Origin of the sequence: Methanocella conradii HZ254 (genome assembly GCF_000251105.1) — an archaeon.
Taxonomy (GTDB): domain Archaea; phylum Halobacteriota; class Methanocellia; order Methanocellales; family Methanocellaceae; genus Methanocella; species Methanocella conradii.
Genome location: NC_017034.1, coordinates 1,961,973 through 1,986,880, shown reverse-complemented (window position 1 = coordinate 1,986,880; position 24,908 = coordinate 1,961,973). Strand labels below are relative to the sequence as shown.

Annotated in this window: 29 protein-coding genes, 2 tRNA genes and 1 pseudogene; 24 read left to right on the top strand and 8 right to left on the bottom strand. The window is 53.8% G+C overall.

Going from position 1 to position 24,908, the window contains the following annotated elements; translation table 11 throughout:
• Positions 1-42: 42 nt before the first annotated feature.
• The 4 genes from MTC_RS10450 to MTC_RS10435 all read left to right on the top strand — a co-directional run bounded on the left by MTC_RS10450 (position 43) and on the right by MTC_RS10435 (position 4,704).
• On the top strand, positions 43-822 hold the full coding sequence (locus MTC_RS10450) for an ABC transporter ATP-binding protein (protein ID WP_014406662.1): 780 nt from the start codon (positions 43-45) through the stop codon (positions 820-822).
• Positions 819-2,495: a permease gene (locus tag MTC_RS10445; RefSeq protein WP_014406661.1), complete on the top strand. Its 1,677-nt coding sequence runs from the start codon at positions 819-821 to the stop codon at positions 2,493-2,495. The genes MTC_RS10450 and MTC_RS10445 overlap by 4 nt, the downstream gene beginning before the upstream one ends.
• Before the next feature lie 99 nt (positions 2,496-2,594).
• Positions 2,595-2,933 (top strand): PadR family transcriptional regulator, encoded by a 339-nt coding sequence (locus tag MTC_RS10440; RefSeq protein WP_014406660.1) that lies wholly within the window; start codon positions 2,595-2,597, stop codon positions 2,931-2,933.
• Positions 2,934-2,955: 22 nt separating this feature from the next.
• Positions 2,956-4,704, top strand: coding sequence for an MFS transporter (locus MTC_RS10435; protein ID WP_014406659.1), 1,749 nt, complete (start codon positions 2,956-2,958; stop codon positions 4,702-4,704).
• Between the two features lie 34 nt (positions 4,705-4,738).
• Here the strand turns inward: MTC_RS10435 and hisA are convergent, their stop codons facing one another.
• Entirely contained in the window at positions 4,739-5,458 is a 720-nt protein-coding gene (gene hisA / locus MTC_RS10430) for a 1-(5-phosphoribosyl)-5-[(5-phosphoribosylamino)methylideneamino]imidazole-4-carboxamide isomerase (protein ID WP_014406658.1), read from the bottom strand.
• Between the two features lie 143 nt (positions 5,459-5,601).
• Between hisA and MTC_RS10425 the strand changes: the two genes are divergently transcribed.
• A tRNA-Gln gene (locus MTC_RS10425) sits at positions 5,602-5,674 on the top strand.
• A gap of 27 nt (positions 5,675-5,701) precedes the next feature.
• Here MTC_RS10425 and MTC_RS10420 read toward each other — a convergent pair.
• The 3 genes from MTC_RS10420 to MTC_RS10410 all read right to left on the bottom strand — a co-directional run bounded on the left by MTC_RS10420 (position 5,702) and on the right by MTC_RS10410 (position 7,418).
• The gene (locus tag MTC_RS10420) at positions 5,702-5,995 is read right to left on the bottom strand and encodes an AbrB/MazE/SpoVT family DNA-binding domain-containing protein (protein ID WP_014406657.1); all 294 of its coding nucleotides are present in this window, start codon (positions 5,993-5,995) and stop codon (positions 5,702-5,704) included.
• Positions 5,995-6,240 (bottom strand): DUF4258 domain-containing protein, encoded by a 246-nt coding sequence (locus MTC_RS10415; protein ID WP_014406656.1) that lies wholly within the window; start codon positions 6,238-6,240, stop codon positions 5,995-5,997. Before MTC_RS10415 ends, MTC_RS10420 begins: the two co-directional genes overlap by 1 nt.
• A gap of 83 nt (positions 6,241-6,323) precedes the next feature.
• Positions 6,324-7,418, bottom strand: a complete 1,095-nt coding sequence (locus tag MTC_RS10410) for an RNA-guided endonuclease InsQ/TnpB family protein (protein WP_014406655.1) — start codon at positions 7,416-7,418, stop codon at positions 6,324-6,326.
• A 291-nt stretch (positions 7,419-7,709) separates the two neighbouring features.
• Here MTC_RS10410 and MTC_RS10405 point away from each other — a divergent pair, with 291 nt between their 5' ends.
• Positions 7,710-8,177, top strand: coding sequence for a flavodoxin family protein (locus tag MTC_RS10405; RefSeq protein WP_014406654.1), 468 nt, complete (start codon positions 7,710-7,712; stop codon positions 8,175-8,177).
• 58 nt (positions 8,178-8,235) lie between these two features.
• Positions 8,236-9,408, top strand: coding sequence for a mechanosensitive ion channel family protein (locus MTC_RS10400; protein WP_014406653.1), 1,173 nt, complete (start codon positions 8,236-8,238; stop codon positions 9,406-9,408).
• Here the strand turns inward: MTC_RS10400 and MTC_RS10395 are convergent.
• Positions 9,383-9,955 (bottom strand): uracil-DNA glycosylase, encoded by a 573-nt coding sequence (locus MTC_RS10395; protein ID WP_014406652.1) that lies wholly within the window; start codon positions 9,953-9,955, stop codon positions 9,383-9,385. The two genes, MTC_RS10400 and MTC_RS10395, sit on opposite strands and share 26 nt — an antisense overlap.
• Positions 9,956-10,048: 93 nt before the next feature.
• On the opposite strand from MTC_RS10395, the gene dph5 reads away from it, so the two are divergent.
• The 7 genes from dph5 (at position 10,049) to MTC_RS10360 (ending at position 16,131) form a co-directional block, all read left to right on the top strand.
• Positions 10,049-10,819 (top strand): diphthine synthase, encoded by a 771-nt coding sequence (gene dph5, locus MTC_RS10390; protein ID WP_014406651.1) that lies wholly within the window; start codon positions 10,049-10,051, stop codon positions 10,817-10,819.
• 42 nt (positions 10,820-10,861) lie between these two features.
• A complete protein-coding gene (locus MTC_RS10385; protein WP_014406650.1) occupies positions 10,862-12,346 on the top strand; it encodes an ATP-binding protein in 1,485 nt (494 codons plus the stop codon).
• A gap of 1 nt (position 12,347) precedes the next feature.
• The gene (locus MTC_RS10380) at positions 12,348-12,629 is read left to right on the top strand and encodes a DUF357 domain-containing protein (protein WP_014406649.1); all 282 of its coding nucleotides are present in this window, start codon (positions 12,348-12,350) and stop codon (positions 12,627-12,629) included.
• 79 nt (positions 12,630-12,708) lie between these two features.
• Positions 12,709-13,062, top strand: coding sequence for a DUF555 domain-containing protein (locus MTC_RS10375; protein ID WP_014406648.1), 354 nt, complete (start codon positions 12,709-12,711; stop codon positions 13,060-13,062).
• A gap of 22 nt (positions 13,063-13,084) precedes the next feature.
• Positions 13,085-14,911, top strand: coding sequence for a DUF2070 family protein (locus MTC_RS10370; RefSeq protein ID WP_014406647.1), 1,827 nt, complete (start codon positions 13,085-13,087; stop codon positions 14,909-14,911).
• Between the two features lie 82 nt (positions 14,912-14,993).
• The gene (locus MTC_RS10365) at positions 14,994-15,995 is read left to right on the top strand and encodes a class I SAM-dependent methyltransferase (protein WP_048189655.1); all 1,002 of its coding nucleotides are present in this window, start codon (positions 14,994-14,996) and stop codon (positions 15,993-15,995) included.
• A gap of 62 nt (positions 15,996-16,057) precedes the next feature.
• Positions 16,058-16,131, top strand: a tRNA-Thr gene (locus tag MTC_RS10360).
• Here MTC_RS10360 and MTC_RS10355 read toward each other — a convergent pair.
• Positions 16,113-17,048 (bottom strand): ribose 1,5-bisphosphate isomerase, encoded by a 936-nt coding sequence (locus tag MTC_RS10355; RefSeq protein ID WP_048189654.1) that lies wholly within the window; start codon positions 17,046-17,048, stop codon positions 16,113-16,115. The two genes, MTC_RS10360 and MTC_RS10355, sit on opposite strands and share 19 nt — an antisense overlap.
• Before the next feature lie 85 nt (positions 17,049-17,133).
• Entirely contained in the window at positions 17,134-17,502 is a 369-nt protein-coding gene (locus MTC_RS10350) for a hypothetical protein (RefSeq protein WP_014406645.1), read from the bottom strand.
• 144 nt (positions 17,503-17,646) lie between these two features.
• Between MTC_RS10350 and MTC_RS10345 the strand changes: the two genes are divergently transcribed.
• From MTC_RS10345 to MTC_RS13385, 10 genes and pseudogenes are all read left to right on the top strand, one after another.
• The gene (locus MTC_RS10345; protein WP_014406644.1) at positions 17,647-18,210 is read left to right on the top strand and encodes a hypothetical protein; all 564 of its coding nucleotides are present in this window, start codon (positions 17,647-17,649) and stop codon (positions 18,208-18,210) included.
• Between the two features lie 45 nt (positions 18,211-18,255).
• A pseudogene (locus MTC_RS13860) lies at positions 18,256-19,032 on the top strand (D-aminoacyl-tRNA deacylase); the annotation flags it as partial.
• A 750-nt stretch (positions 19,033-19,782) separates the two neighbouring features.
• Complete coding sequence (gene ftsZ, locus MTC_RS13855; protein ID WP_346430117.1) at positions 19,783-20,862, top strand: cell division protein FtsZ; 1,080 nt, start codon at positions 19,783-19,785, stop codon at positions 20,860-20,862.
• Between the two features lie 61 nt (positions 20,863-20,923).
• Positions 20,924-21,136, top strand: a complete 213-nt coding sequence (locus MTC_RS10335) for a protein translocase SEC61 complex subunit gamma (protein WP_014406642.1) — start codon at positions 20,924-20,926, stop codon at positions 21,134-21,136.
• 14 nt (positions 21,137-21,150) lie between these two features.
• Positions 21,151-21,627: a transcription elongation factor Spt5 gene (locus MTC_RS10330; RefSeq protein WP_014406641.1), complete on the top strand. Its 477-nt coding sequence runs from the start codon at positions 21,151-21,153 to the stop codon at positions 21,625-21,627.
• 74 nt (positions 21,628-21,701) lie between these two features.
• Positions 21,702-22,637, top strand: a complete 936-nt coding sequence (locus MTC_RS10325; RefSeq protein WP_014406640.1) for a ComEC/Rec2 family competence protein — start codon at positions 21,702-21,704, stop codon at positions 22,635-22,637.
• Positions 22,634-22,861: a DUF3006 domain-containing protein gene (locus MTC_RS10320; protein WP_014406639.1), complete on the top strand. Its 228-nt coding sequence runs from the start codon at positions 22,634-22,636 to the stop codon at positions 22,859-22,861. The genes MTC_RS10325 and MTC_RS10320 overlap by 4 nt, the downstream gene beginning before the upstream one ends.
• Entirely contained in the window at positions 22,861-23,358 is a 498-nt protein-coding gene (locus MTC_RS10315) for a DNA polymerase ligase N-terminal domain-containing protein (RefSeq protein ID WP_014406638.1), read from the top strand. Before MTC_RS10320 ends, MTC_RS10315 begins: the two co-directional genes overlap by 1 nt.
• Positions 23,359-23,466: 108 nt before the next feature.
• Positions 23,467-23,814 carry a hypothetical protein gene (locus tag MTC_RS10310; RefSeq protein ID WP_014406637.1) on the top strand — a complete coding sequence of 116 codons (348 nt, stop codon included), beginning with the start codon at positions 23,467-23,469 and terminating at the stop codon, positions 23,812-23,814.
• Between the two features lie 68 nt (positions 23,815-23,882).
• Entirely contained in the window at positions 23,883-24,494 is a 612-nt protein-coding gene (locus MTC_RS13385) for a hypothetical protein (protein ID WP_014406636.1), read from the top strand.
• Positions 24,495-24,499: 5 nt separating this feature from the next.
• On the opposite strand, the gene MTC_RS10295 is transcribed toward MTC_RS13385, so the two are convergent.
• Positions 24,500-24,904 (bottom strand): ferritin-like domain-containing protein, encoded by a 405-nt coding sequence (locus MTC_RS10295; RefSeq protein WP_014406635.1) that lies wholly within the window; start codon positions 24,902-24,904, stop codon positions 24,500-24,502.
• Positions 24,905-24,908: the final 4 nt, after the last annotated feature.

Here is a 24,908-nt window from a genome sequence, read left to right as displayed (position 1 = left end):
GACATAAATATTGGCATGTGATTATTACAATTGAAGATTTTTATGGTAATCGACGGCGTTCCGGCTATAAAATTGAGCGGCGTAAGGAAGGAATACGGCGACATGGTCGCAGTAGAGGGGCTCGACCTGGAGGTCAGACATGGAGAAATACTGGGGCTACTAGGGCCTAACGGCTCAGGCAAGTCGACGACGATAAAAATGATGATGGGGCTTGTCAAGCCTACCCGAGGCAGCGTTAACATACTGGGTATAGACGCCAGTAAGGACCCAATCGGCATCAAAAAACAAATCGGGTACGTGCCCGAGTCGCCGCGCATCTACGAGTTCCTTACTGCGCTTGAGTTCCTGGATTTAACGGGAGACCTCTATGGGATGACGCCCGAAGATAAGATGCAGCGCATCAAGGAGTTCATCGAGGCTTTTGACCTCGAAGGCAGGGAAGGCGACATTATCAGCTCATACTCTGACGGCATGAAACAGAAAACCGCGATTATTTCAGCCTTGATGCACAGGCCGCGATTGCTATTATTAGATGAGCCGCTTAGGGGGCTCGACCCCAAGTCGGCGAAAATAATGAAGGACCTGCTCAATAAGCTAGCATCGCAGGGCGTGACCACTGTAGTTTCCACTCATACGCTAGAGATCGCCCAGGCAATGTGTACCCGCATAGCGATTATTTATAATGGCCGGCTGCTCGCCCTGGGCACCATGGAGGAGCTAAGGCAGGCCGCATCGATGCCAGGGTCGGGGCTGGAGGACATCTTCCTCAAGCTGACAGGGACCGGAGACATTAAGCCTATCGTGGAGGCCCTGATAAAGTGAGCCTTAAGAGCGTATTGAGGCTGACAGGAGTATACTCTAAGTCTTCCCGTCTCATAACGAAGAAAAACTTTCGGAGGTATTCTGAAAGTCGACTGGGCACACTTTTAACGTATGCGCTTGCCATGGCCATTGGGGTGGCGGGCGGCCTACTGGCCGGCTTTCTGTATACGTCAGCGCCAGGTCCAGACGTGCAGCAAGCCCTTAGGCAGGCCGTTCTAGGGTTCTTCATCAGCCTGCCTACGCTAAGCGTTTTATACACCCTATTCCTGACTATGATGTTCCAGATGCAGCGGTCCGGGGCAAGCGCGGCCATTCAGCCCATCTACTGGTTCCCGGTGACCTGGGAGGAGCACACGGCGGCCTCAGCGTTATCGAGCATGCTGAACGGCTCCCTGTGGGTCGCCCTTCTCCTGTGCTCAGGGGTGCTAACCGTGTCTGTGCCTATGGGCATGCTTCCCATTGCCATCCTTACGTCGTTTGGCATAGTGACGTGCATCTTCATGACCTGCGTAACCGTGGAAGCGGCCAGGTCTCTGCTCGCTGGCCTTGCGGGCAAAGTCCTCAAGGCGGCCGGAAGGTCCGCTATCTGGATAAGGTTCTTTACGACGATCCTCGTGTTCACGGCCGCATACGCAGCTTACTTCGCAGTCACCCAGTCTTCGATGACCGTGGTATTCAACGCCATTTCGGAGGGCCAGATGGCCGTATGGTTCATTCCCTATGTCTGGCCGGGCGTCGCACTTTATGCCTTCGGGGAGGGTTTATGGCCTGTGGCCGCAGCGCTTCTACTTGGCTCGGTCGTCTTTACCATTATTATTTTTATCGTCGCGGCCAGGCTGAACGCCCGATACGGGGTTTCTGACACCGTGGCCATCCGCCTGTCCTCAGATTATAAGTCCGGATCGAGCCTCGTGGACAGGCTTGGCATACCTCCGGCCGTTTCGGCCATCATGAAAAAGGATTTTAAGGCCTTTACCAGGCGTAGCGAGCTGATGTACGTCTTCATAGCGCCTATCGTTATCATTGTTGCCACGCTGATGCCTTTATTGACGAGAGGCAACGGGCCAATCGGGACGGGCGTAATATATAAATTCTTTTACCTCTACCTTACGGTCTTCCCGTCAGCCATTTTAGCGATGACGCTTGGAACGTCGATGGTGGGCATGGAGGGGGAAAGGCTCTGGTTTTTGAGCGCCTCCCCAGTATCGATAAAAAATTTCGTCCGCGCGAAGCTCATGTTCCCCGCCGTCCTCTGCATAGCTCTATCTCTGGCCTTTTGCGCCGTCGGCTATATCGTATTCCGGCCATCCCTCCAGCTTGCCGCGACGGGCGTCATCGAAGCGATCTTACTGGTGTTCACGATCACGGCGATTGCGCTTTCCTGCGGCATCGTAGGCGCCGATTTCCGTGAGGCGCCAAGGCCCAGGATGATACGCGTAGAATGGAGCCTGGCCTGCTTGCTCCTTTGCGCCATCGCCGGGCTTATCGTCATATCTCCTGTGCTAATGTACGGGATTCCGGCAATCCTGAGCCAGCTATTGCCATCGATTGCCATCAGCGGCATATACCTCTACGTGGCATGGCTTTTAAGCGCTGCGATGGCTCTAATCATCGCATACGTATCATACAGGATATCCATAAAGTGTGCTGAGAAGCTATTCGTCGCCCCATAATACCCATTTTTTATTGCGGGGCAAAAAGCTATAAATAGTATATCGCCTATCGATATATCGCCTGCCGATAAAATGACAGCGAATACAGGGGCATAGAGCATGGATGACCATATAGGCCTTGGGATGAGGCGTATCATCCTCAAGGCGATGATACTAAAGATAATAGGGGAAAAGCCCACCTACGGCTATGAGATCATTAAAGAGGTGGAGCGCAGGACAAATGGGCGATGGACGCCGAGCCCCGGCTCCATATACCCCGCACTCGACAGCCTTGAGTCGAAGGGCTGGATAAAAAGCGAGGAAAGCGAGCGGAGGAAACTATATACCATTACGCCGAAGGGCAAGGCCGCGCTAGAGCGGCTGAAGGCCAAGTGGCTGGAACAGGTGCAGGAGATCACCCGCTTTTTCGAGGCTGTCATCGAGGAAGACGATTCATGATCATAAAAATGAAGGAGATAGCATGAGCGATAACGTGCCCGCTCAGGCTGAAAAAGCAAAAACGAGCATTTTTGGCTTTTTCAAAAATGGGGTAGAGTATAAGTGGATAGCGTTATCCAACGTGATCATAGCCACAATGATGGGGACGGTCAACGGCAGCATAATATTGATATCGTTGCCCGCAATCTTTAACGGCATCAGCATAAACCCGCTGACATCATTCCAATACCTGTTATGGCTGCTCATGGGCTACGGCATAGTCACCGCTACCCTGCTGTTAACGTTTGGTAGGCTCTCGGATATGTACGGGAGGGCCAGGATATTCAAGCTGGGCTTCCTTATATTTACCATTGGCTCGGTTTTATTATATTTAACGCCAGGCACCGGAGACGAGGGGGCCATAGAGCTCATAGTGTTCAGGCTGCTGCAGGCGGTGGGCGGGGCGATGTTCATGGCCAACAGCGCCGCCATATTGACTGACGCTTTCCCTCCAAGCGAGCGCGGCAAGGCGCTCGGCCTGAACATGGTGGCAGTGCTTTCCGGGCAGTTCATCGGGCTAATACTCGGCGGCGTCCTGGCCGTATACGACTGGCGGCTTGTCTTTCTCGTCAGCGTGCCATTCGCCGTCGTAGGCACGATATGGTCTTACCTAAAGCTGAGGGAAGTCTCATTCAGGGCTCCTAAAGCGAAGGTCGATATCCTGGGAAACATTACGTTCGTGGCTGGCCTGGTATTGCTATTGATAGGCGTGACCTACGGCCTTATGCCCTATGAAAACGACCCTATGGGGTGGAGCAGCCCCTGGGTCATAGCGTCTCTAGCAATAGGTTTCCTGCTGCTCATCATGTTCCCGGTCATAGAAAGCCGCGTGGAGTCGCCCATGTTCAGGCTTGAGCTATTCAAGATTCGGGCTTTTTCTTACGCTAACATAGCCAACCTGGTGAGCGCCATAGCCAGGGGCGGCGTCATGTTCATGCTCATCCTGCTCCTGCAGGGCATATGGCTGCCGCTTCACGGCTACAGCTATGAGTCTACGCCCCTCTGGGCTGGCATATACATGCTGCCGCTCACCGTGGGCTTCATCGTCGCGGCCCCTGTCTCTGGCATGCTTTCTGACAGGTATGGCCCCCGCTGGATAGCCACAGGTGGCATGCTAATCGTAACATTATCATTCCTGCTACTCGCATGGATGCCCTATGACTTCGAGTACTGGCAGTTCGCCCTGGCGCTTTTCATAATGGGAGCGGGTAACGGCATGTTCGGCTCGCCTAACAGCGCCTCCATCATGAGCTCGGTGCCGCCCGATGAGCGCGGGGTGGCGTCGGGCATGATGTCGACCCTGATGAACACGGCTAACACCGCTAGCATGGCTATTTTTTTCACCATCGTCATCGTGGGCATCACTAACTCTTTCCCGGCGGCAATGGCGAGCTCGCTTGCGAGCCTCGGGGCGGCAGAGCTGGCCCCCATATTAAGCTCGATACCCCCTACAGGAGCGCTGTTCGCCGCATTCCTCGGATATAACCCCGTGTCATCTATACTGGCAGGCCTGCCGCCCTCGATAGTTAGCGCCATCCCCGCTTCGACGATCTCAGCCCTGGAGAGCAGCACCTGGTTCCCGTCGACGCTCGCGGAGGCCTTCATGCCGTCTCTCAGGCTTTCGTTCTACATAGGCGCAATACTATGCGCTATCGCTGCCATACTTTCAGCGATGCGCGGCGAGAGGTACATACACGAGGTCCACGCGAAAAGCAGGGAGGCGTCTCCATAATAAAAAAATAGGTGGAAGATTGCCGGTAACTCTATCAGGAGATTATGCTGATGGCGTCCCGCAGCGTAAAGTGGTGCTTGTAGAGCGCCGAGCCTATGACCACGCCCGCTGCCCCGGCCTCTTTTATCTTGACCACGTCGCTTAGAGCCGTGATCCCGCCTGAGGCGATTACCGGGATTTTCACGGCGGATGCCAGGCTCCTCACCGGGCTTTCGTCCACGCCTTTTAGGAGGCCTTCGACGTCCACGTTTGTGTACAGTATGCTTCCGGCGCCCATCTTTTCGAAGAGCTTCCCCATCTGTATGGTGCTCTTTCCAGAGGACTCCTTCCAGCCTTCCACGAGTACCTCGCCCTTTTTAGAGTCTAGTGAGACCATCACGGCACCTGAGCCAAAATCAGCGGAGAGCCTTGACACCAGTTCCGGGTCTCGTATGGCTGCGGTGCCCAATATCACCCTCGTGACGCCCAGCCCCAGCAGGCATCTTGCCGTCTCGTAGTCCCGTATGCCGCCGCCCACCTCCGTCCTGACGTTAAATTTTTTGATTATGTCTTCAACGATGTGGGCGTTTTTACGGTTCCCGGCCAGCGCTCCATCCAGGTCGATGATGTGTAGCCACCTTGCGCCCTGGCTCACGAAGCTTTCTGCAACTCCCAGATAGTCATCGATAGATACCATCTCGGTGCCAGGCACGCCCTGTACCAGTTGTACCACCTTGCCTCCCCGGAGGTCGATGGCAGGGATCACTTCGAACATAGACAGCATGAGTAATGCTACCAATAGAAATAAAGGTTATGTGGCCGCCGTGGCTATTAGAATAATCACCCAAATTATTTAGCATCGCAGAAGGCTGAAAAGCTATATATAGCCAAACCAGTATAACTCGAATCGAAGTAGAGAGTCCCGTGGGGTAGTGGTCAATCCTGCTGGCCTTTGGAGCCGGCGACACCGGTTCGAATCCGGTCGGGACTATAAGCTATTTAAAAGCCTATAGCGCTGTCAAGCAACCGGTTCTATTATAATTTTACCATCTTTTACGTTAATCTTGAACGATGTGCCTACCCGGATACCAGCTTCATCGGCAACCTTTTTAGGTATTATTACGGCGATGCTATTACCGCTTTTAAATGCTTTACTATAGTATTCCCTATACACTCGTTCATGTTCTTTTAAATCGATGTAGTGCTCCTGGCACTTTTTGCAGACCTGGACTCTTGCGTATATTCCCTTTTTTATTTCCTTATCCTCCCACACAAGAGGAGCGTCACAAATCGGGCACTTTGTCATGCTCATTAATATTCCTCCACGGTTATCACAACCAATACTTTCTCGCTTATCTTGCATACAAACCTGAGCTTGCGATCACCGAACCGGCATTGTAAAATGCCAATGCTTCCCTCCTTTCCAAACGGGTCCACGACTTCGGCATTTTTGATATAGTGCCTAATTTCATCCTCATCATATAACTTGAACCGCTCGCCTAATCTTTCGGCAGCATGTCCCGAAAGCTTTATCGGATAACGGTGGAAATCAGCCAAAATATTTCACATGTATAGACATGTCTATACAAATATATATAACTTATGTCGTGACTGCTCCCACGGCTGAAGCCTGTGGGCTTCTATGCCTTGTAGGCGACAGACTGCAGTCCCAGTCTGAGTATGTTTATAGCCGCGTTCTCGTCCCTGTCCATGACGAGTCCGCAGCAAGGACACCTATGCACCCTTTCATCCAATGTTTTCTCGACGATTTGTCCACACCTGGAGCACATCTTTGACGTGTTGGCAGGGTTGACCAATACTACTTTTGTACCGGCGCTCTCAGCCTTGTACCTTGTAGCATTAATCAGCATTCTCCACGCTGCATCAGATACGCTCTTAGCTAGCCGGTGGTTCTTAACCATTTTCTTTATACTTAAATCCTCGAAGGCTATTAATCCGAACCGATTAACCAGCTTGCGGCTTAGCTGGTGTACAAAATCGTATCTACGGTTACCTATCCTCTCATGGATTCTCGAGACGACCTTCATCGCTCTATCTCTTCTAGGAGTGCCCTTCTCTGTCTTCGAGAGCTTGCGCTGAGCCTTTGCCAATGCTTTCTCATCTTCCCTGAAAAACCTTGGATTAGCTATCTTCTCCCCTGTAGATAGCGTGGCAAAGCTCTCCAATCCAACGTCTACTCCGACAGCAAGGCTGTTACTAATCTCAGCTGGTCGTACATCTGCGGTTATACAAGCGTACCACTTGTTGTTCTTTCTTCTCACACAAATTCTTTTTATCTCGCCTTCTATCTCTCTATGCTTAACCATGTACACCTCGCCAATCTTGGAGAGGTATACACTATTATCATGCACCTTGAACCCCATCTGCGGGTAGCAGAAGCTATCGTACCACCCCTTTCCCTTGAACCTCGGATACCCGGGATTATCGCCGTTTTTTAATCTCCTGAAAAAATACTTGAACGCCAAATCAACTCTTTCTTGAACCTCTTGCAATGTCTGCGAGAACACTTCTTTTAACTCAGGATCCTCTTTCTTCCACTCTGGCAGCAGGTTGTTGAGACTGTATTTTGAAAGCGTTCTTCCATCTTCTTCCCACGCTTTCTTCCTCGTCTCAAGAGTCTTGTTGTACACGTATCGGCATAGTTCCAGCGTCCGCCCCAGTTTTTTGAGTTGTGGCTTAGTTGGATAGAGCCGGAACTTATACACCTTACGCATAAATAATAACAAATAATTTTAGCTTAAATATTTTTTGTATAGGCCAAGGGGTCGATTCATCCCACGACTAAAGTCGTGGGCTTTCTCGACCCCATAGCCCCGTTATCGTAAAGGCCAGTGTAGCCGTGGAAGCTCTGGGGATTGCCGAGGAGTATATCAGAATAACGAGATTGGCTTTCAGCTCGAAAGTATAAGAATGTAAACTTTGGAGGCGGCGGCATCGGTTTGAATCCAGCCGGGGCTACTTTAAACGCAAATCTTAATGATACCCTGATTATCTATTAGCTCATTATGAAGATAGGGATTATTGTTCATTCCAAGACCGGCCATACGCTATCGGTTGCAGAAAGGCTTAAGGAGAAGCTTGGGGCAGAGGGGCACACGGTGAGCATCGAGAGGATTGCCCCGGTAGACGAAAATGAAAGAGGCCTGGAAAAGATAAAATTCGAAAGGCTTCCTGACATCAGCCCATACGAGGCCTTAGTTTTCGCCGCCCCCGTGCACGCCTTTTCGGTTTCACGCCCCATGCAGGCATACCTGGGGAAGCTTCCAGGGCTAAATGGCAAAAAGGCAGCGTGCTTCGTGACCAAGTCATTGCCATTCAAGTGGACGGGCGGGAACAAGGCCATCTCCATTATGAAAAAAGGCATAGAGGCAAAGGGCGGAAAAGTCGTCGCCACAGGGATCATAGGGTGGGGAGGCAGAGGCAGAGAAAAAGAAATCGCAGAACTACTCGAAAAATTCAGCAAAGCATTCTAAGCTATCCATCTTAAATCCCACCAAATTTAAATATAGCGATGCCTAACTATATGACGCTATGGCCGAGAACAGCACGAGCATCATAAATAGCATAGGCAACTCGACGTTCATACAGGAGATGGAAACGGGCCTCTCGAATGCCACAGGCCTGAGCCCTACATGGGCAGACCTCATCATTGCCATTTTCATAGTAATATTATCTTATTTGCTCGCAAAAGCCGTCAAATACTTCATAAAAGACGTGGCGCCACACCTGGTCTCAAAGACGGAAACCACGCTGGACGACGAGATATTAAAGGCCATCAACGGCCCTCTACAGGTATTCATAATGGCCGTTGGAGTCTATATCGCATTTGCCACGCTCAACGATTTGCCCGGCGTGCTCTCGGATAACCTTGTCGCGCTGCTCACCATAGCGCTGGTCTATATTGCCGCCTACCTCGTCTCCAACCTCGCCACTGCGGTCATCAACTGGTACAAGAACGACGTCGCTCCGAAAACGAATTCAGAGCTTGACGACGCCCTGATGCCGTTCCTGGCCAAGGCGGTCTGGATGCTGGTCTTTATCGTGGCCACCCTCATGGTGCTCGCCCTCTTCGACGTCAATATCACGCCTCTTATTGCAACGCTGGGCGTGGGCGGCATCGCCGTGGCGCTCGCCGCTCAGGAGTTCCTTTCAAACGTATTCGGCGCTTTTGCCGTCCTATCAGACAGGCCGTACAAGATTGGGGACCGCATACAGCTCGCCGACGGCATGGTTGGCGACGTGGTTGAGATAGGGATTCGGAGCACCAGGATAAAGACGCTGGACAGCAGGCTCATAATAGTGCCCAACGCCGACATCTCAAAGTCGAACATCATCAACTACTCGTTGCCTGACGCCAAGGTGAGGTTTGACATCAAGGTCGGCATAGCCTACGGCTCTGACGTCGAGAAGGCGTCGAGCATCTTGCTGGACATAGCGGCACATACGGAAGGGGTGCTAAAGGACCCGGCGCCGAAGGTATACATAAAAGACCTCGGAGACTTCTCTATTAACCTGCTCATGCATGTCTGGGTGAAAGACTATAAGCTGAGCTGGGAAGTGCCCGATAGGATATACAGGGAGACGCTAAAGCGCTTTGCAGCCGAAAACGTGGAGATACCCTTCCCTGTCACAACCGTTTTGTTAAAAATGCAGCAGCCCGGCGTCACGGTTGAGGCGCTCAACCCTCCAGCAGCAAAGCGCTGACCTTTTTAAAATCCCCGGCTATGGTATCGCCTAGCCACTGATTATAGATCATTGCTGCAGGATGGTAGGTTATCATATATTTGATGCCGCCTTTTTCAATTACGGTGCCATGTTCCTTGCCCAGGTTCACTTTTCTTTCCAGCATGGCCTCGGCGGCCGTCCTGCCCATCAGTACGATGATTTTAGGCGATATGGCTTCGAGCTGCCTTTGGAGGTATGGATGGCAGGCCTCTATCTCGCATGCCCTTGGAGGCCTATTCCCTGGCGGCCTGCATTTCACCACGTTGGTGATATATACGTCTCTTCTTTGTATGCCGCTTTTTTCCAGTAGCGCGTCCAGGTTGCGTCCTGCCGCGCCTACGAATGGCTCGCCCTTCTCGTCCTCATTTCGCCCGGGCGCCTCGCCTATGAGAACTATCCTGGCGTCGAGCGGCCCCGACCCGACCACCACCTTCGTCCTGGACAGCGCCAGGTCGCAGCGGGGGCAGCAAAGGATGTCGTCTATCTCGTTTAAGAGTTCCACCATACGCTCCAAATCCGGATCCATTACATTCCTATATCATACATACAAATATATGGATACATCCCCTGGCTTCATGGTAAACGATATATCTGAGAAGCCAGATTAGTGTGCGATATCATGCTAACTTTCATAGGACTCGGCCTATGGGATGAGAAGGATATTTCCCTCAAGGGCCTCGAAGCCATCAAGAAGGCGGATGTGGCATACGCCGAGTTTTATACCTCAAGGCTCATGGGCGCGACGCTAGAGAAGCTTGAGGCGCTATATGGCAAGCCCATAAAGGTACTGGACAGGGAAGACGTTGAGCAGCACCCCGAAGACTCAATTCTAAAGGATGCGGTAGACAAGGACGTCGTATTCCTTACCGGCGGGGATGCTATGGTAGCCACTACTCATGTTGACCTGAGGCTTAGGGCGCAAAAGATGGGCATCCAGACAGCCGTGATACACGGGGCGTCCATCGCCTCGGCGGTTTGCGGAGTGACCGGCCTCCAGAACTACAGGTTCGGGAAGTCTGCCACCATCGCCTTCCCGTACAGGAGCATCGTATCGGAAACGCCCTATGATACCATCAAGATGAACAAGGCTAACGGCCTTCACACCCTTCTTTTTTTAGACATTGACAAGGCTCAGGGCTATATGACCATCAATAAAGGTATAGAGCTATTGCTATTGGTGGAAGAGCGCAGGAAGGAGGGCGTGCTGAGGGATGCGTTAGGCGTGGGGGTTGCCAGGGCAGGCTCACCGGAGCCGTGCGTAAAGGCGGCAAGGCTCGACTCCCTCAAGTCATATGACTTTGGCGGGCCTCTTCATATCCTGGTCATTCCTGCAGAATTGCACTTCCTGGAGGAGGAAGCGCTGGAAGCGCTGGCTGGCCTTAGGCTCTAACTGGAACAAGGTTATATAAGAAGCCTTACAAAAGTATGGGTGATGATAGGCTCGGTAGGGGTAATATTTGGGGAGACCGGGTCGCATACGTTTAAGTTTATGGTCACGGACCCGGCCTTGAGGAGAACGGATTATGTTAAGGTGTGGCATTCCACCGATGGCTGGGTGCTCTGCCAGGTGATGTCGATGACGCGGTCGGAGGGGGCGGACAATAAGGACAGGGTCATCGCATCCGTCACGGTCATAGGGGTAAGGGATCAGCAGGGGCTTCTAAGGGCGCCGATGACGCCTTTCAGGCCTGGAGACAGGGTCTATAAGGCGGAAGAGGAGCTGATAGTTGAGACTCTGGGCCTATCCGACGGTGGCGCATACCTGGGGCTGCTGGATGGCACCGATATACCCGTAACCGTGGACCGTAATAAGCTTATACAGAAACACTGTAGCATCCTGGCCATGACCGGGAGCGGCAAGTCGTACACCGCCGCCGTCATAATAGAAGAGATGATGGAGAAGGGCGTGCCACTTCTCATCATCGACCCCCACGGGGAGTATGCCACGCTCAAGGAGCCGAATGACGATGCCGACATGGGCGCCCTCGCGGAAAAGTTCGGAGTTGAGCCCCAAGGCTACAAGAATGTTACTATATACACGCCTGGCAACAAGAAGCTGTGCGGGTATGCGGACAGGCCGCTGAGGCTTAACGGCGTTAACCTAAAGCCCAAGGAGATAATCGAGTACGTGCCCTCAGAGCTTAATAATACAGAGATAGGGCTGATATACGAGGCGGTCAACGCCTTAAGGAATGATGGCATAGACTATACGATAAAGGACGTGCTCAGGGAGATAGGCTCTTCCCATAGCGCTATGAAGTGGGGGGTCTATAACAAGCTTGAGCCGCTGCTCGAAGCGGAGTTTTTATCTGACAGGCCCACGCCGCTTACCGAGCTGTTTGCAAGGGGCCGCACGAGCATTGTCGACATGAAAGGGATAGGCCCTGACGTCCAGCAGGCAATCGTGGCGAAGCTGCTCGACAACCTGTTTGAGGCGAGGAAGGCGGGCCAGGTGCCTCCGGGCATGGTGGTAGTGGAGGAGGCGCATAACTTTTGCCCTGAGAAGGGCTTCGCTAAGACAGTGAGCGGCGACGTGCTCAGGGCTATCGCGTCCGAGGGCAGGAAGTTCGGCCTGGGGCTTCTCATAATCTCCCAGCGCCCCGCAAAAGTGGATAAGAACGTGCTCTCGCAGTGTAACACCCAGATAATCATGCGGGTGACGAACCCAAATGATATCAGGGCCATTACCAAGAGCCTGGAAGGGATAAGCTCTGAGCTTGAAGAGGAGATCAAGCGGCTTCCTCCAGGGGTTGCCCTTTTTGTAAGCCCCGACATACCCCGTGCCGTGATGGTGCAGGTGCGAGTTAGAAAGAGCAGGCATGGCGGGGCCTCCAAGGAGATATCGGATGAGGCCGATAAAGAGGATAAGCCTCCCGCGGGCGGAAGCCTGTTCAAGAGGCTTTTTGGGAAGGCGTGATATGGCAGCCGACCTTAACGAAAAGACGGCCAGGTACAGGCGTTTGCTCAAGGAGGCATTAGACGACGCGAAAAAAGCCCCGGGAATGGACCCCCGGCTTGAAAGGATCGCCTCCGAGTTTTATGAGATGGCAAAAAGCTACTACCTTGATGGCGTCCACTTTTTAGAAGCGGGGGATTCGGTGAATGCATTAGTGTGCTTCAGCTACGGGCACGCATGGCTCGACGCCGGCGTCCGCATTGGCGCGTTCAAGGTGACGAAAAAGGACCTGTTCGCTGCATGAATAGGGTTAAATATTAGCGGCTGGTATGTATGCCTGTCTCTATTTTCAAAGCGAGACCCGGTAAAAAGAGGGAGAGGAAATGCCGAATTACAAGGTGGTGCTGGAGGCCGCCTGGATAGTGAAGGACGTGAAATCGGTGGACGACGCGATGAGCGTTGCCATCTCTGAGGCGGGCAAGAGGCTAAACCCGCGGATGAACTATGTTGAGGTAGAGGTTGGGGCCACTTTCTGCCCGTTTTGCGGGGAGCCATTCGATAGCGTGTTCGTGGTGGCCAATACCGGCATAGTGGGGCTGCTGCTCGAGATGAAGGTCTTTAACGCAGAAAGCAAGGAGCACGCCGAGCGCATATCCAAAAAAGAGATAGGCAAAGCCCTGAAGGACGTGCCGCTTAAAGTCGTCGAGATAACCGAGCTTGGCCTTGAAGAGAAATAAGCGAGCTAACTAGGGGATTGGTATGGCCGATGGTTACTGGTCCAGGGCCAGCGCCCGGATAAAGCTTTTGAGGATCAGGCGCAGGAAGCGAAAGCCCAGGGGCATGGAAGAGCAGCTGGCCAGCTATGCCGACTACATATTCGAGGCGCCGGACTATAAGGTATCGATTGCGGCCATCATAGGGCTGTCGGTGCTTGCCGGGATCGTGGCCTTTCCCTTTGGCATCATTCAAAATGCGGCCGCCGGATTGGCCTTGTTTGCGCTGCCCGCCATCCTCGCTGCGGTGGCCACCAAGCCGATATCATGCATTTTCGGTGAGAACGTCACCTATAACCGTTCTGCGCTAATATCGCTCATAATGCTCATTGTAGTCGTACTGGCTACCGTGGCCTCAAACGCCGTGGCGCTCATAGCCCACCTGCCATATACATTCCTGGGCTTCATCCTGGCGCTCTCGCTCATCTTCGCCCTCCGCATGATGGTGCTGCTCGGAATTTCGGTGAACAGCCTGCCTAAGGTCATCCTCCCCGCGTCCCTGCAGACCGTCTTCAGCGCTATAGCCCTGCTATACTACACGACCTCCCCCATTCTTTACATAGACCTCGCCATATCAAGCCTTATATTCATAGTCGCGTCTTTCGCCTTCGTGAGGTACGTGGACTACCCGATGGTTAAGTCCTTTGGCGTCAGCAGTTTAGATTTTATTCAGGACTTCATAGCCCACCTCACCGAGGGGTCCCCGGCCATGGAGGAGTTCTTCGAGAAGATAGGCGAGTCCATCGACGCCCCCGTGAACGTGTTGAGCTTCAGGCGGATGGATGGGACCACCAAGGCCATAATAATAACACCCTATGTACACCCTGGCCCGATGGGGGAGATAGGCGGCGGCAACCTTCCCACGATTGTCTCTGAGGCCTTCAGCGAGGGCCTTATCTTCGTGCCGCACGGCACTGCTTATCATGACTTTAATCTAGTGTCATCCGAGGAGTCTGAGAAGATAATCAGCGCGGCCAGGCGGGCGCTCGCCCGGGTCCAGTATAGCCCGCTGGCGTCGAAGTCTATTCGCGTGTCCGTGGGTAATACGAAGATACTGGGCCAGCGTTTCAACGACTCGGTGTTTTTGGTGTCTACGCAGGCCCCGACGTCCACCGAGGACATCGAGTTTGCCGTGGGCTTCACCGCGATGGCTGAGAGCCGCGTGGCAGGCGCCCGCCAGTCCACGATTATTGACGCCCATAACTGTACCGAGCCTTTCGCCACCGCCATCGAGCCGGGCACAAGGGATTCGTATAACATTATAAGGGCGGCCGCAAACGCCTCTAAGGAGCTTTTATCCATGCCGATGGGCGAGGTGAGGGTGGGAGTGGCGAGCTCGCCGCCCATATGCACCAGGCTTGAGGGCATGGGTGACCTGGGCATAAGGGTGGCCGTTGTTGAGGCGATGGGCCAGCGTACGGCTTACATAGTCATCGATGGCAATAACATGGTTAACGGCCTCCGGGAGGAGATCATAAAGAAGTTGCCCGTCGACGAGGCGGAGGTCATGACTACTGATACTCACGTCGTTAATACTTTGTCGGGCGCTAACTATGTAGGCCAGCACCTCGAGCACGAGCTTTTGGTTGATACCATATCGAAGCTGGTTGACGCCGCAATCGGGGACCTGGAGCCCGTCGTCGCCGGCATGGAGAGTGAGCTTGCCACCGATGTCATGGTTTTCGGCTCCCATAAGATAGCGAAGCTTGCGAGCACTGCGAACGCGATGGTGGCCATGGCTGGCGCCTTCGCCGTCGCCGTCATAGTTGCCGCCACGTCTTTGACTGTCCTTATTTTAGTGCTGATTCAATAATCATTTTTTAGGCTAAAGCATATATTTCATTTAGCCTCTGGCAGTTCTTTTATAGCTAAAAGGCTTCAAAGATAGCATGGCCATGAAATCAAAATGTGTTAAGGTACCGAAGGGCGAGGGCGAAAAAACCAGGAGAATGCTGGCAGCTTCGGATGCAATCGATAACAGGCTAAAGATAAGGTCAGATGAAAGTTACGTATATATACCAATTATGCCCGAACTCAGCCAGGAAATGCTGACACGGATTGGCATATCCCGGCCCATAGAGGAGTGCGACTTCGAAGAGAGCGAGCGATTTAAAAAAATAGAGGATATCATAGGGTTTACCCCATCGTTTGAGATAATCGGCGATATAGCGGTTGTGGCGGAGGACTACGGCGTTGATGTGGGCAGGGCCATCATGGAAGCGCATAAGAGCGTAAAGGTTGTTCTGGTGCCCACGACGCCCGTGACCGGGGAGTTCAGGGTTAGGCACTACCGCGTGCTTTGCGGCGAGAGCCGAACTACGACCACATACAGGGAGCACGGGTTTGTCTATGAGATGGACTTGAATAAGGTGTATTTTAGCCCCAGGCTGGCCACGGAGCGTAAGCGAGTCATCGACCAGGTTAGCGACATGGAGCTTGTCCTGGACATGTTTGCTGGCGTGGGGCCTTTCGCCATCCCAATCTCGAAAAAGGCTTTGTACACGATTGCCGTCGATAAGAACCCCGACGCTTTTGAATATTTAAAGCGTAACATCGCCTTGAACAAGGCTAGGAGGATTGAGGCGGTAAACGCGGATGCAAGGGAATTTCGGCCTCCTCAGCCCCCTGACCGCATCATCATGAACCTGCCTCACTCGGCCCGCGAGTTCCTCGACATCGCCTTCGGGCTTATAAACATCGGCGGCATTATCCACTATTATGATATCCGGCCTGAGGGGGAGATCTTCGACGCTGTAGTGGGGATGGTCCGGTCGAAGGCCAGGGAGAGCGGATGCCTCATCGAGATAATGAATAAGCGGATAGTAAGGTCTTACGCCCCTCACGAGTACAATATAGTCCTTGACATTAGAGTGACAGGAAAGGCAGGATTAAAATAGCCCGGCATGACTGGAAAAAGTTAAATATATAGTGAGACCATTAGAAGTTCGCACTTTTACGGGCCGTCGTGGCTTAGCCTGGCAAAGCGGCTGATTCGTAATCAGCAGTTCGGGGGTTCAAATCCCTCCGGCGGCTTCTTCAAGTTCCCAGCCCAGCTTATCCTTGATGACCCAGTAGGCCATCTCAGGCGGTATAGCGCCTATCTCGGTTATGATCATATCGATGTACTTGTGCGGCGTGATGTCGAACGCGGGGTTTGAGACTTTAAGGTTCGGCCACTTCTTCTGGAGCTCGGGGCTCAAGACCTCTGACGGGTCCCTTTCCTCTATTTCGACCATCTCTCCGAAGAGCGTCATCGGGCTGAACTTATACGTTTCCGCGGCGCAAATAAAGCTGACGCGGGCCTCGTTGGCGGCAAGCGCGACCTGTGAGGTGCCCACCTTGTTGATGAGGCTGCCATTCACGGTTATCGCGTCGGCGCCCACTATGACCAGGTCAACCTTTTTCATGTAATAGCGCACGGCGGAGTCGAGGATAAGGGTGGCCGGTATGCCTGCCTTATGTAAGAAGTCCACCGTGATGTAGCCCTGCTGCCTGGGCCTCGTCTCGGTCGCGACGACGCTGATGTCCTTGCCCTGCTTGAAGGCGGCCTCGAAGATGTGGAAGGCTGCGGATGAATTGCAGTGGGTCAGTATGGTGTCGCCATCCTTGATGCGGCGTGCGCCTATCTCGCCTATCCTCTTCACCGCGTTCTCGGAGGCGGCTATAAAGGCGTCGGCATTGGCTATTATTGCCTGTCTGGCCTCCTCCACGCTGTCCGCCCTGTAGCGCATCACGGCCTTCAAGGCGTTCGGGAGGGAGACGGCCGTCGGCCTCGTGTTTAAAAGCGTCGTATAGGCCTCCCTCATCCGCTTATTGAACTCTTCCAGGTCGGCCGTCTCTATAGACATGGCCTCTTCCTTCATGGCGTTCGCGGCGGCGCGGGCTATCCTCCCTGCGCCCCTTATCTCCATGTTCTTTATCTTCTCGGCGGTCTCCGTCAGTGTGGTCATCTGCATCCCTGCCCATGTACGGGCACTACCATGTATGTTAAGAAGGAGTACAAATAATGATAAGTCAAAAAAGGACCGGGGTTTTTTATATTATTGGCATGTTTATGTTCAGGCTGCCCGGGTCGATGTTATCCCAGTATCCCGGCATTGGCGGCGTCACGATGTGCCCTATTATGGCCCCCAGGTTGATGTTTCCGCTTTCATCAATTTGAGGTATCGCCATGATAGGGTAGACGTTTATGCCATAAGGGGCCTGGAACGGGATCGATAGCATTGATGGCAGCGCTATCCCGCCAGAAATGCCCAGATTCGGGGCCATGGTGCCCTCTCCGGCTGACATTATATGATAAAGCCCGTCATCCGGCGTCTCCTGGCCGGGGATGTAGATCGCCCCGGCGGCCGGCACGAAAAGCAGCATCAGCAAGAGCCCCACTAGAATTGCCTTAAGCCTCATCTCATACCCTCCTCCATAACGGCTTTAGCATTGACACATATTATTTACTATTTAATATATTATATATTTTATTATAGCTACGGATGTGTTTAAAGTTATCCCTACCATTAAGGCTATTTTATATGGAGGCTTTAAGCTATTACTATGGCCGAGGCTTCTGGCATGGCGGGCATGCTCCTGCTAGCCTTTCTGGCGCTTGTGGCGACCTACATAATAATGAGGATTATTGGCAGGCCTTCGAACGATGAAGTCGAAAGGGAAGAGGAAGCCGTGGCCATGCCTGAGCCAAAGCAGGCGAAAAAGCCAGAAATGATAAGCGACGAGGAGTTTATCAGCTTATATACCAGCCCTATTTTAGAAGATGCCCATGATTCACTTGAAACCGCAGTCGGGTCCATCCTATCAGCACTACATTTTTATGATAGGGACAGCTGGGAAGAGGCGTCCGAAGAGTTCCACTCAGCCATTAAAAGGATTGATGAGGCGGCGGAAAGGCTTAACGAGGTGGTGGAAATGGTCGAGGATGACAGCTCGAGGCCTCTGCTGCTGGCAAAAGGGCGCCTCGAGGAGTGCCGGCGCCTGAGGACGCTTGCCATTCGTATGGAAGAGGCCTGCGACGCCATGATAGAGGGAAAAGTGGACGAGGCGAGGGGTCTTGGTACCGCGAGAGCCGAGCTTGAAAAAATTGTCAGAGAGTGGCATGCCTAAATCTAGAGCACAAAACTTTTAGCCATCAAGGGCGATTCTCGTCCAATGGCGCGCACGTACACAATCGTGGTCTCAACGGTGGACGCCGCGAGCGTGAACATCAGGGATCGGCTGTTTGAGCTTACGCACTGGGAGCCTGTATATGATGGCGACTATAAGGTCTATAAGGGCGACGGCTTCATGCTGGTCGAGATCGGCGACTACCACGTCTTCCAGGACGGGCTGGACGATAGGCTAGACAGCATGGGCTTCAAGCCCGAAGCCCTCATTTTCGCCTCAAAGCACCGCAGCAAGGAAAACAGGAAGACGCTCACCGTACATTTCACAGGGAATATAGCTGAGGGCAAGTTCGGCGGGCGGCCCTATGAGCTTTCAACCCCCGCCCCCCGCATAGCGGCCTCGATTTTAAAAAGCCTTAAGTCCGCCATATCGCCATTCAACGTGTCATACGAGGCGACGCACCACGGCCCATCCTCGCTTAAAACGCCATCCGTATACGTGGAGATAGGAAGCACCATGAGCGAGTGGTCCGATAAGGACGCGGGCCGCATAGTCGCCCAGGCCATCCTGAGCGTATGCGAGGAGGAGATTCCCGTGTATGTGGGCATAGGGGGCAACCACTATGCGCCGCGGGAGACGGCGCTCGCGCTTGAGGCTGGCGTGGCCTTCGGCCACATCATCGCAGACCACGCCGTTCCCCTGCTGACCGAAGCCGTCCTGAAGCAGGCCTTCGAAAAGTCGGGCACGAATGCCGCATACCTTGACAGGAAATCCATACCAAGGGACCAGCGGGACCGCATCGAAGGCATGATCCGAAAGCTTGGCTATGAGATACGCCATGAGAGCGAGCTGAGAGACCTTGGCAAGCCCTGGCTGAGGTGCCCCAGGCTGCTCGAAGCCGCAAGCTCAAAAACGCCAGCCCTCAAGATAATGCTCACAAAAAGCCTGTCTAGCGCTTTAGCGGAGTGCAACCCTGGCCATTGCACATCATGCCCGATGGGCGTAAAAGGCGAGGTCAACGAGCAATTACTGGAAATGGCGTGGAAAGTGGATAAAGCGCATATACAAAAAGCAGTAGATGGGGAGAAGGCCGCCTTTTTCCTCGGCCATGATGGCGCCCTTTTCAACGCTTTTATTGGCATCGACAGGGCATCCGTCGATAATGCGGTGAAAGCCATAACTCGGGCGTGCGTCGATGCGCTCAAGAAGCGCTACACGGTAAAATACGACCACTGGGAGGAGGTTTTATACGTAATCGACCGCCGCCTCGACCCGGAAAAGGCGAGGGCGCTGGGCATCCAGGAGGGGCCTCTATACGGCCGCCTGGCAAGGGGCGAGGCGATAACATATAACGGCATGACGATAACGCCCTCGATGGTATTCACGGAAAACGTTAAAAGAATAAAATTAAATAATTATTCGACCAATACAATAGTAGGGGATGGGGTAATGGAACCTGGAGAACCAAGCATATTCAGCCCTAAGCCATCAAGGGTAATCGATGGCCATGGGGAAATAATCGATAGCGATGAGAGGCAATCCGCAATTATCGATGGAGAAGCCCCCGGAGTGATGCCCGGGAAGATAGGGGACACCGACGAGGACATCATGAAGGTGATGGAGGGCCTCAGGACCAACGTCATAGTCGTCGGATGTGGAGGGGGCGGCTCGAACTCCATAACGCGCATGTCTCAAGAGGGCATCGTCGGGGCAAAGCTTTACGCCATCAACACGGATGCGCAGCATTTGCTGCATACCAGGGCTGACAAAAAATTTTTAATAGGCAAAAAGCTCACCAGGGGCTTCGGCGCCGGTAGCCTGCCCGAGGTGGGGGAGAGCGCTGCCAAGGAAAGCCTCATGGAGATAAAGGCCGCCATCAGCAACTCGGACATGGTGTTCGTGACCTGCGGGCTGGGCGGCGGCACCGGTACAGGGTCTGCCCCGGTCGTAGCGCAGGTCGCAAAGGAGAGCGGCGCTCTCACCATCGCGGTCGTCACCACGCCATTTAAGGTGGAAGGCGCGGTCAGGAAGGCGAACGCGGAGAAGGGCCTGGAAAAGCTCAGGAAGAGCGCTGACACGGTCATCGTCGTGCCTAACGATAAGCTGCTCGAGGTCGTCCCCAACCTGCCGCTACAGGAGGCGTTTAAGGTGGCCGACGAGGTGCTCACCCACGCCGTAAAGGGCATAACGGAGCTGGTCACAAAGGCGGGGCTGGTGAACCTCGACTTCGCAGACGTCAAGACTGTCATGTCGAACGGCGGCGTGGCCATGATCGGGCTTGGCGAGGGCAAGGGCGAAAACGCCGCCTCGAGCTCGGTGCGCAACGCGCTGATGAGCCCTCTGCTTGACGTGGACATATCGAGCGCAAAGGCGGCCATCGTAAACGTCATCGGTGGAGAGCAGATGACTATATCTGAGGCCGAGGCGGTGGTGGAAGAGGTTTACAATGCCATCGACCCCGAGGCGAGGCTTATCTGGGGCGCCTCGGTGGACCCGGACCTGGGCGACGCGATAAGGACAATGGTCATAATAACAGGGGTGACGTCCACCCAGATATTGGGAAAGCCCCCTGATGAACAGCAACCGGCGCATGCCTTTAGCCAGCAAAAGGCGTTTAAAACGCAAAAATTCGGCCTGGACTTTATCGGATGATGAACGAAAACTATAAGCCTAGAAAAAATATTAATGAAATCGTCTTTTTTGAGGCTTCACTATGGCAGAGAACAAGTCAGGCTCAATATCGCTGGAAAAAATCACGGATAGCATCAAGCAATACGTCAGGATACTTCAGCTCACGAGAAAGCCCAGTATGGAAGAGTTCTTGACGATATCAAAGGTCGCGGGCGCGGGCATCCTGCTCATAGGCGTTATCGGGTTCATCATATACCTGATAATGGTCCTCATACCCACGGCTATCGTGGGATAAGGGAGTAGTGAATAATGGCCGAGGAATCACAGGCGCAAGCGCTGGTGTTCGCGGTAAAGACCACGGCGAACCAGGAGCGGTCGGTGGCAAACCTGATAGCCATGGTGGCGCGCAAGGAGAACTACGATATCCGGTCAATCCTTGCGCCGGAAGAGCTGAAAGGGTACGTGCTCGTCGAGTCCCCGATGCATGAGATCGTGGAGCACGCCATCCAGAACATTCCACACGCCAAGGCGGTGGTCAGGGGCGCGTCATCCATAGCAGAGGTCCAGCATTTCCTTGCGCCCAAGCCGGTGGTAACTGGCATCTCCGAGGGCGACATCGTGGAGCTTATATCGGGACCGTTCAAGGGCGAGCGCGCCAGGGTGAAGCGGGTGGACCAGACCAAGGAGGAGATCACGGTCGAATTGTCCGAGGCCATGGTGCCCATCCCCGTCACGGTGCGGGGCGACATCGTCCGCGTGTTGAGCAAGGAAGAGGTCAAGCAGTAGCGGGCCTCTCTTCCCACATTTTTATTGGAACAATATTTTATTTTATAGGGTTTTTGTTAATTTGGTGAGCGGCGTTGTCGGCGTATGGCAAGAAAGCGAAAACGATAGGCGCTGCAGTCGGCCTGTTTTTATTGGTAGCCCTGGCCATATGCTATGTACTGATATACGGCGGCGGGCTGGAGAAGCGCGACAACCTGGCCGTGCATTTTATAGACGTCGGGCAGGGCGACTCCATACTAGTCGTTGCAGGAGACAGGGCCATGCTGGTGGATGGCGGCCGCCGGGATGGAGGGCCTATTGTCGCCGCATATTTAAAAAGCCGTAACATAAGCACAATTGACGTGATGGTGTCCACCCATCCGCACGCCGACCACATAGGAGGCCTTCTAACCGTATTAAAGGAGTTCCCCGTGAAGCTAGTCGTGGACAGCGGCATAGCGCACCCGTCGCAGACATACGAGTCCTACCTGAGGCTTATAGATGAGCTGAACATACCCTATAAAGTGGCAGAGGCCGGGCAGGCCATCGAGCTCGCGCCAGGCGTTCAAGTAGAGGTGTTAGCCCCTCCACACGTCAAAATCGAGGACAGCGTAAACGAGAACTCCATCGTGCTCAAGGTTACGCACGGGAGCGTCGCTTTCCTGCTCATGGGAGATGCGGGGTTTCCCGAGGAGAAGCATCTCATGTCGTCTAGCCGAAGCTTAAAGAGCGACGTGCTCAAGGTACCCCATCATGGCAGCCGTTACTCGCTAAGCGAAGCGTTCCTATCGCGGGCGAAGCCCGAGGTGAGCGTCATAGAGGTCGGGCCCAATAAATACGGGCACCCGTCGCCTGAGACGCTGGCAAGGCTGGAGAGGGCTGGCTCCATCATTTATCGCACCGACCTTAACGGTAGCGTCGTGATCGCGACCGATGGCCGAAGCTTCACTGTGACGCCGCAGCATGAAACCTCCTCCGCCGAGAAATTGATATGCTCCCCCACGAATGCTGGTATGAAGTGTTCCACATGAAGGCCACGCTGGACAGGTTTGAGGATGGCTACGCCGTGCTCCTTATAAGGGATGGCGAGACCATTGAGGTTGACTTCCCCGCATGCCTGCTGCCCGAAGGCTGCGAGGAAGGCGACATACTGGACATCACGATAAAGAGAGACGTTGAAAGCACGGAGGAGACGCGGGGGCAAGTATCCCGCCTCATTGAAAAGCTAAAGAAAAAGGGGGAGGAAAGGAAATAATGCCGGAGCATCCCATTTATGTCATCCAGAAGCACGCTGCAAGCCACCTCCATTATGATTTTCGCCTCGAAGTGTGCGGTGTGCTTAAGTCGTGGGCCATACCAAAAGGCCCCTCGACCGACCCCAGGGTGAAACGGCTTGCCATGCCAACCGAGGACCATCCGCTGGAGTATGCCACGTTCGAGGGGGTGATACCTGAAGGGCAATATGGCGCAGGGACGGTCATGGTATGGGATATAGGGACGTACAGGAACCTTCGCGGCGATGAGGCTGACATGGAGCAGGCCTATGGGGAGGGCAGGATCGAGGTATGGCTGGAAGGCAGGAAGCTCAAGGGCGGATATGCGCTGATACGGGCAGGGAGGATGGGGGATAAAAGAGGATGGCTTCTCATAAAGATGAGGGACGAGTACGCCAATAAGCCCGAAGACCCCGCTGTCACCGAGCCCGACTCCGCGCTCACCGGGCGCACGCTCGAGGAGATCTCAGGGGGCTAGGCGGATGCTTTCAGCGGCCATATAAGCGCATATCCAGGGCTTTCCGCCATTCATTCGAAAAACGCTCAAGTTCTCGTTTTGTATAAAGAGTGTAGGAGGATTACGCTAATGACGGCTTTCAGAGAGGGCGGGTCAAGCAGGATATTCTACGTCGAGCACGTTTGCCTGAAGGCGACTGGCAGCACGCCCGGGCGAGAGCACCTGGCCGGCGAAAGGATAGTCAATCCTAACTACATGGTCAGGATGTTCTTCACGGGCGAGCCATCCGCGGCGACGGGCATGCACCGGGCAAGGCCGGAAGATTTTGAGTACATCACCGACATGATGCCTTTTCCTGATAAGCATAGCAGCGGATACACCAATTGCCCGCTCTGCGGCTCCATGGGCAGGATTAAGGTAGACGATGACGACATGGTCCCCATCTACGAAGAGATGACCGTCCCGATAACTGAATAATGGAGTTAGCAGATTGTGATATAACCTATTTATAGGCCATAAGGCAACCTTTAACCCGGGTACAGGAGATGAGCGGGGTAAAGTTGCCCGGCGCTATTATTATGATATTGGCGATTGCAGTAGCGGGCTGTGCCCTCCCGACTTCGACTGAGAACTCTGATAAGCCCCTGATAGTCGCTACGATAGGGCCGCCAACGCCAACCCCCACGGACGTGCCGGAGCCCACGCCGACGTGGACGCCCACGCCGACGCCTGTGCCGCCTCCGCCGCCTCCGATATCCATATACGACGTAAACATCACAGGGATGGTGGACAGTGGCAGCCCCTATTTTGCGCTAAAGCACGACACTGCGAAGTTCCGGGTCAAGAACACTGGCAACGCTACTCTTGAAGACCTTATAATTGTCTACACGGTAGCGCACCCGGTAACGACAAGTGGCCCTGCTAGCACGAGCACGACCATGGTTTTGCAACAAAAGAATGAGTCCATCGGAAAGATGAGTCCCGGCGACGTGAGGAACATCATCATTAAAGCGCCGGATTACCCGGCGATGGTGGAAGCAAACGTTACCATAACTGCAATGTGGAACGGCGGCTCCCTCGAGCTATACTCGACTACTCTTAAGCCCGGCTTTGGTAACGTCGCCCCGCCACCGAATCCCCTGCCATTTATAGCGTAGGCGCATCAAGCCCCACTCAGCCTTTCCTTGAACTCCTTCCTGTGCCTCCGCTCCTCATCGAGGATATGCCTGGCAACTCCAACGACCTCCGGATCGTTGACGAGCTCTATCATTCGCTTATACATCTCGATAGCCTCGGTCTCAAGGGCTATCTGGCGCTCAAGCTGGCCTTTAAGGCCGTCCCCACCAAAGTCAAGAACGCGGTGCTCCATCGAAGGCTTACCGCCCCTCTTAGTTATAAGCTCGGCCAGCCACCACATGTGACGCATCTCATCTACTGCTATGCCCTCAGTGATACGGCTTACATCGCATTCCTTCATGATAAACGAGTTACGCACGTACACCATGGTGTTCTCGACCTCGTGGATGAACGCCTCATTCAGCAGGCGCACGATTTCTTCATCATCCATATCA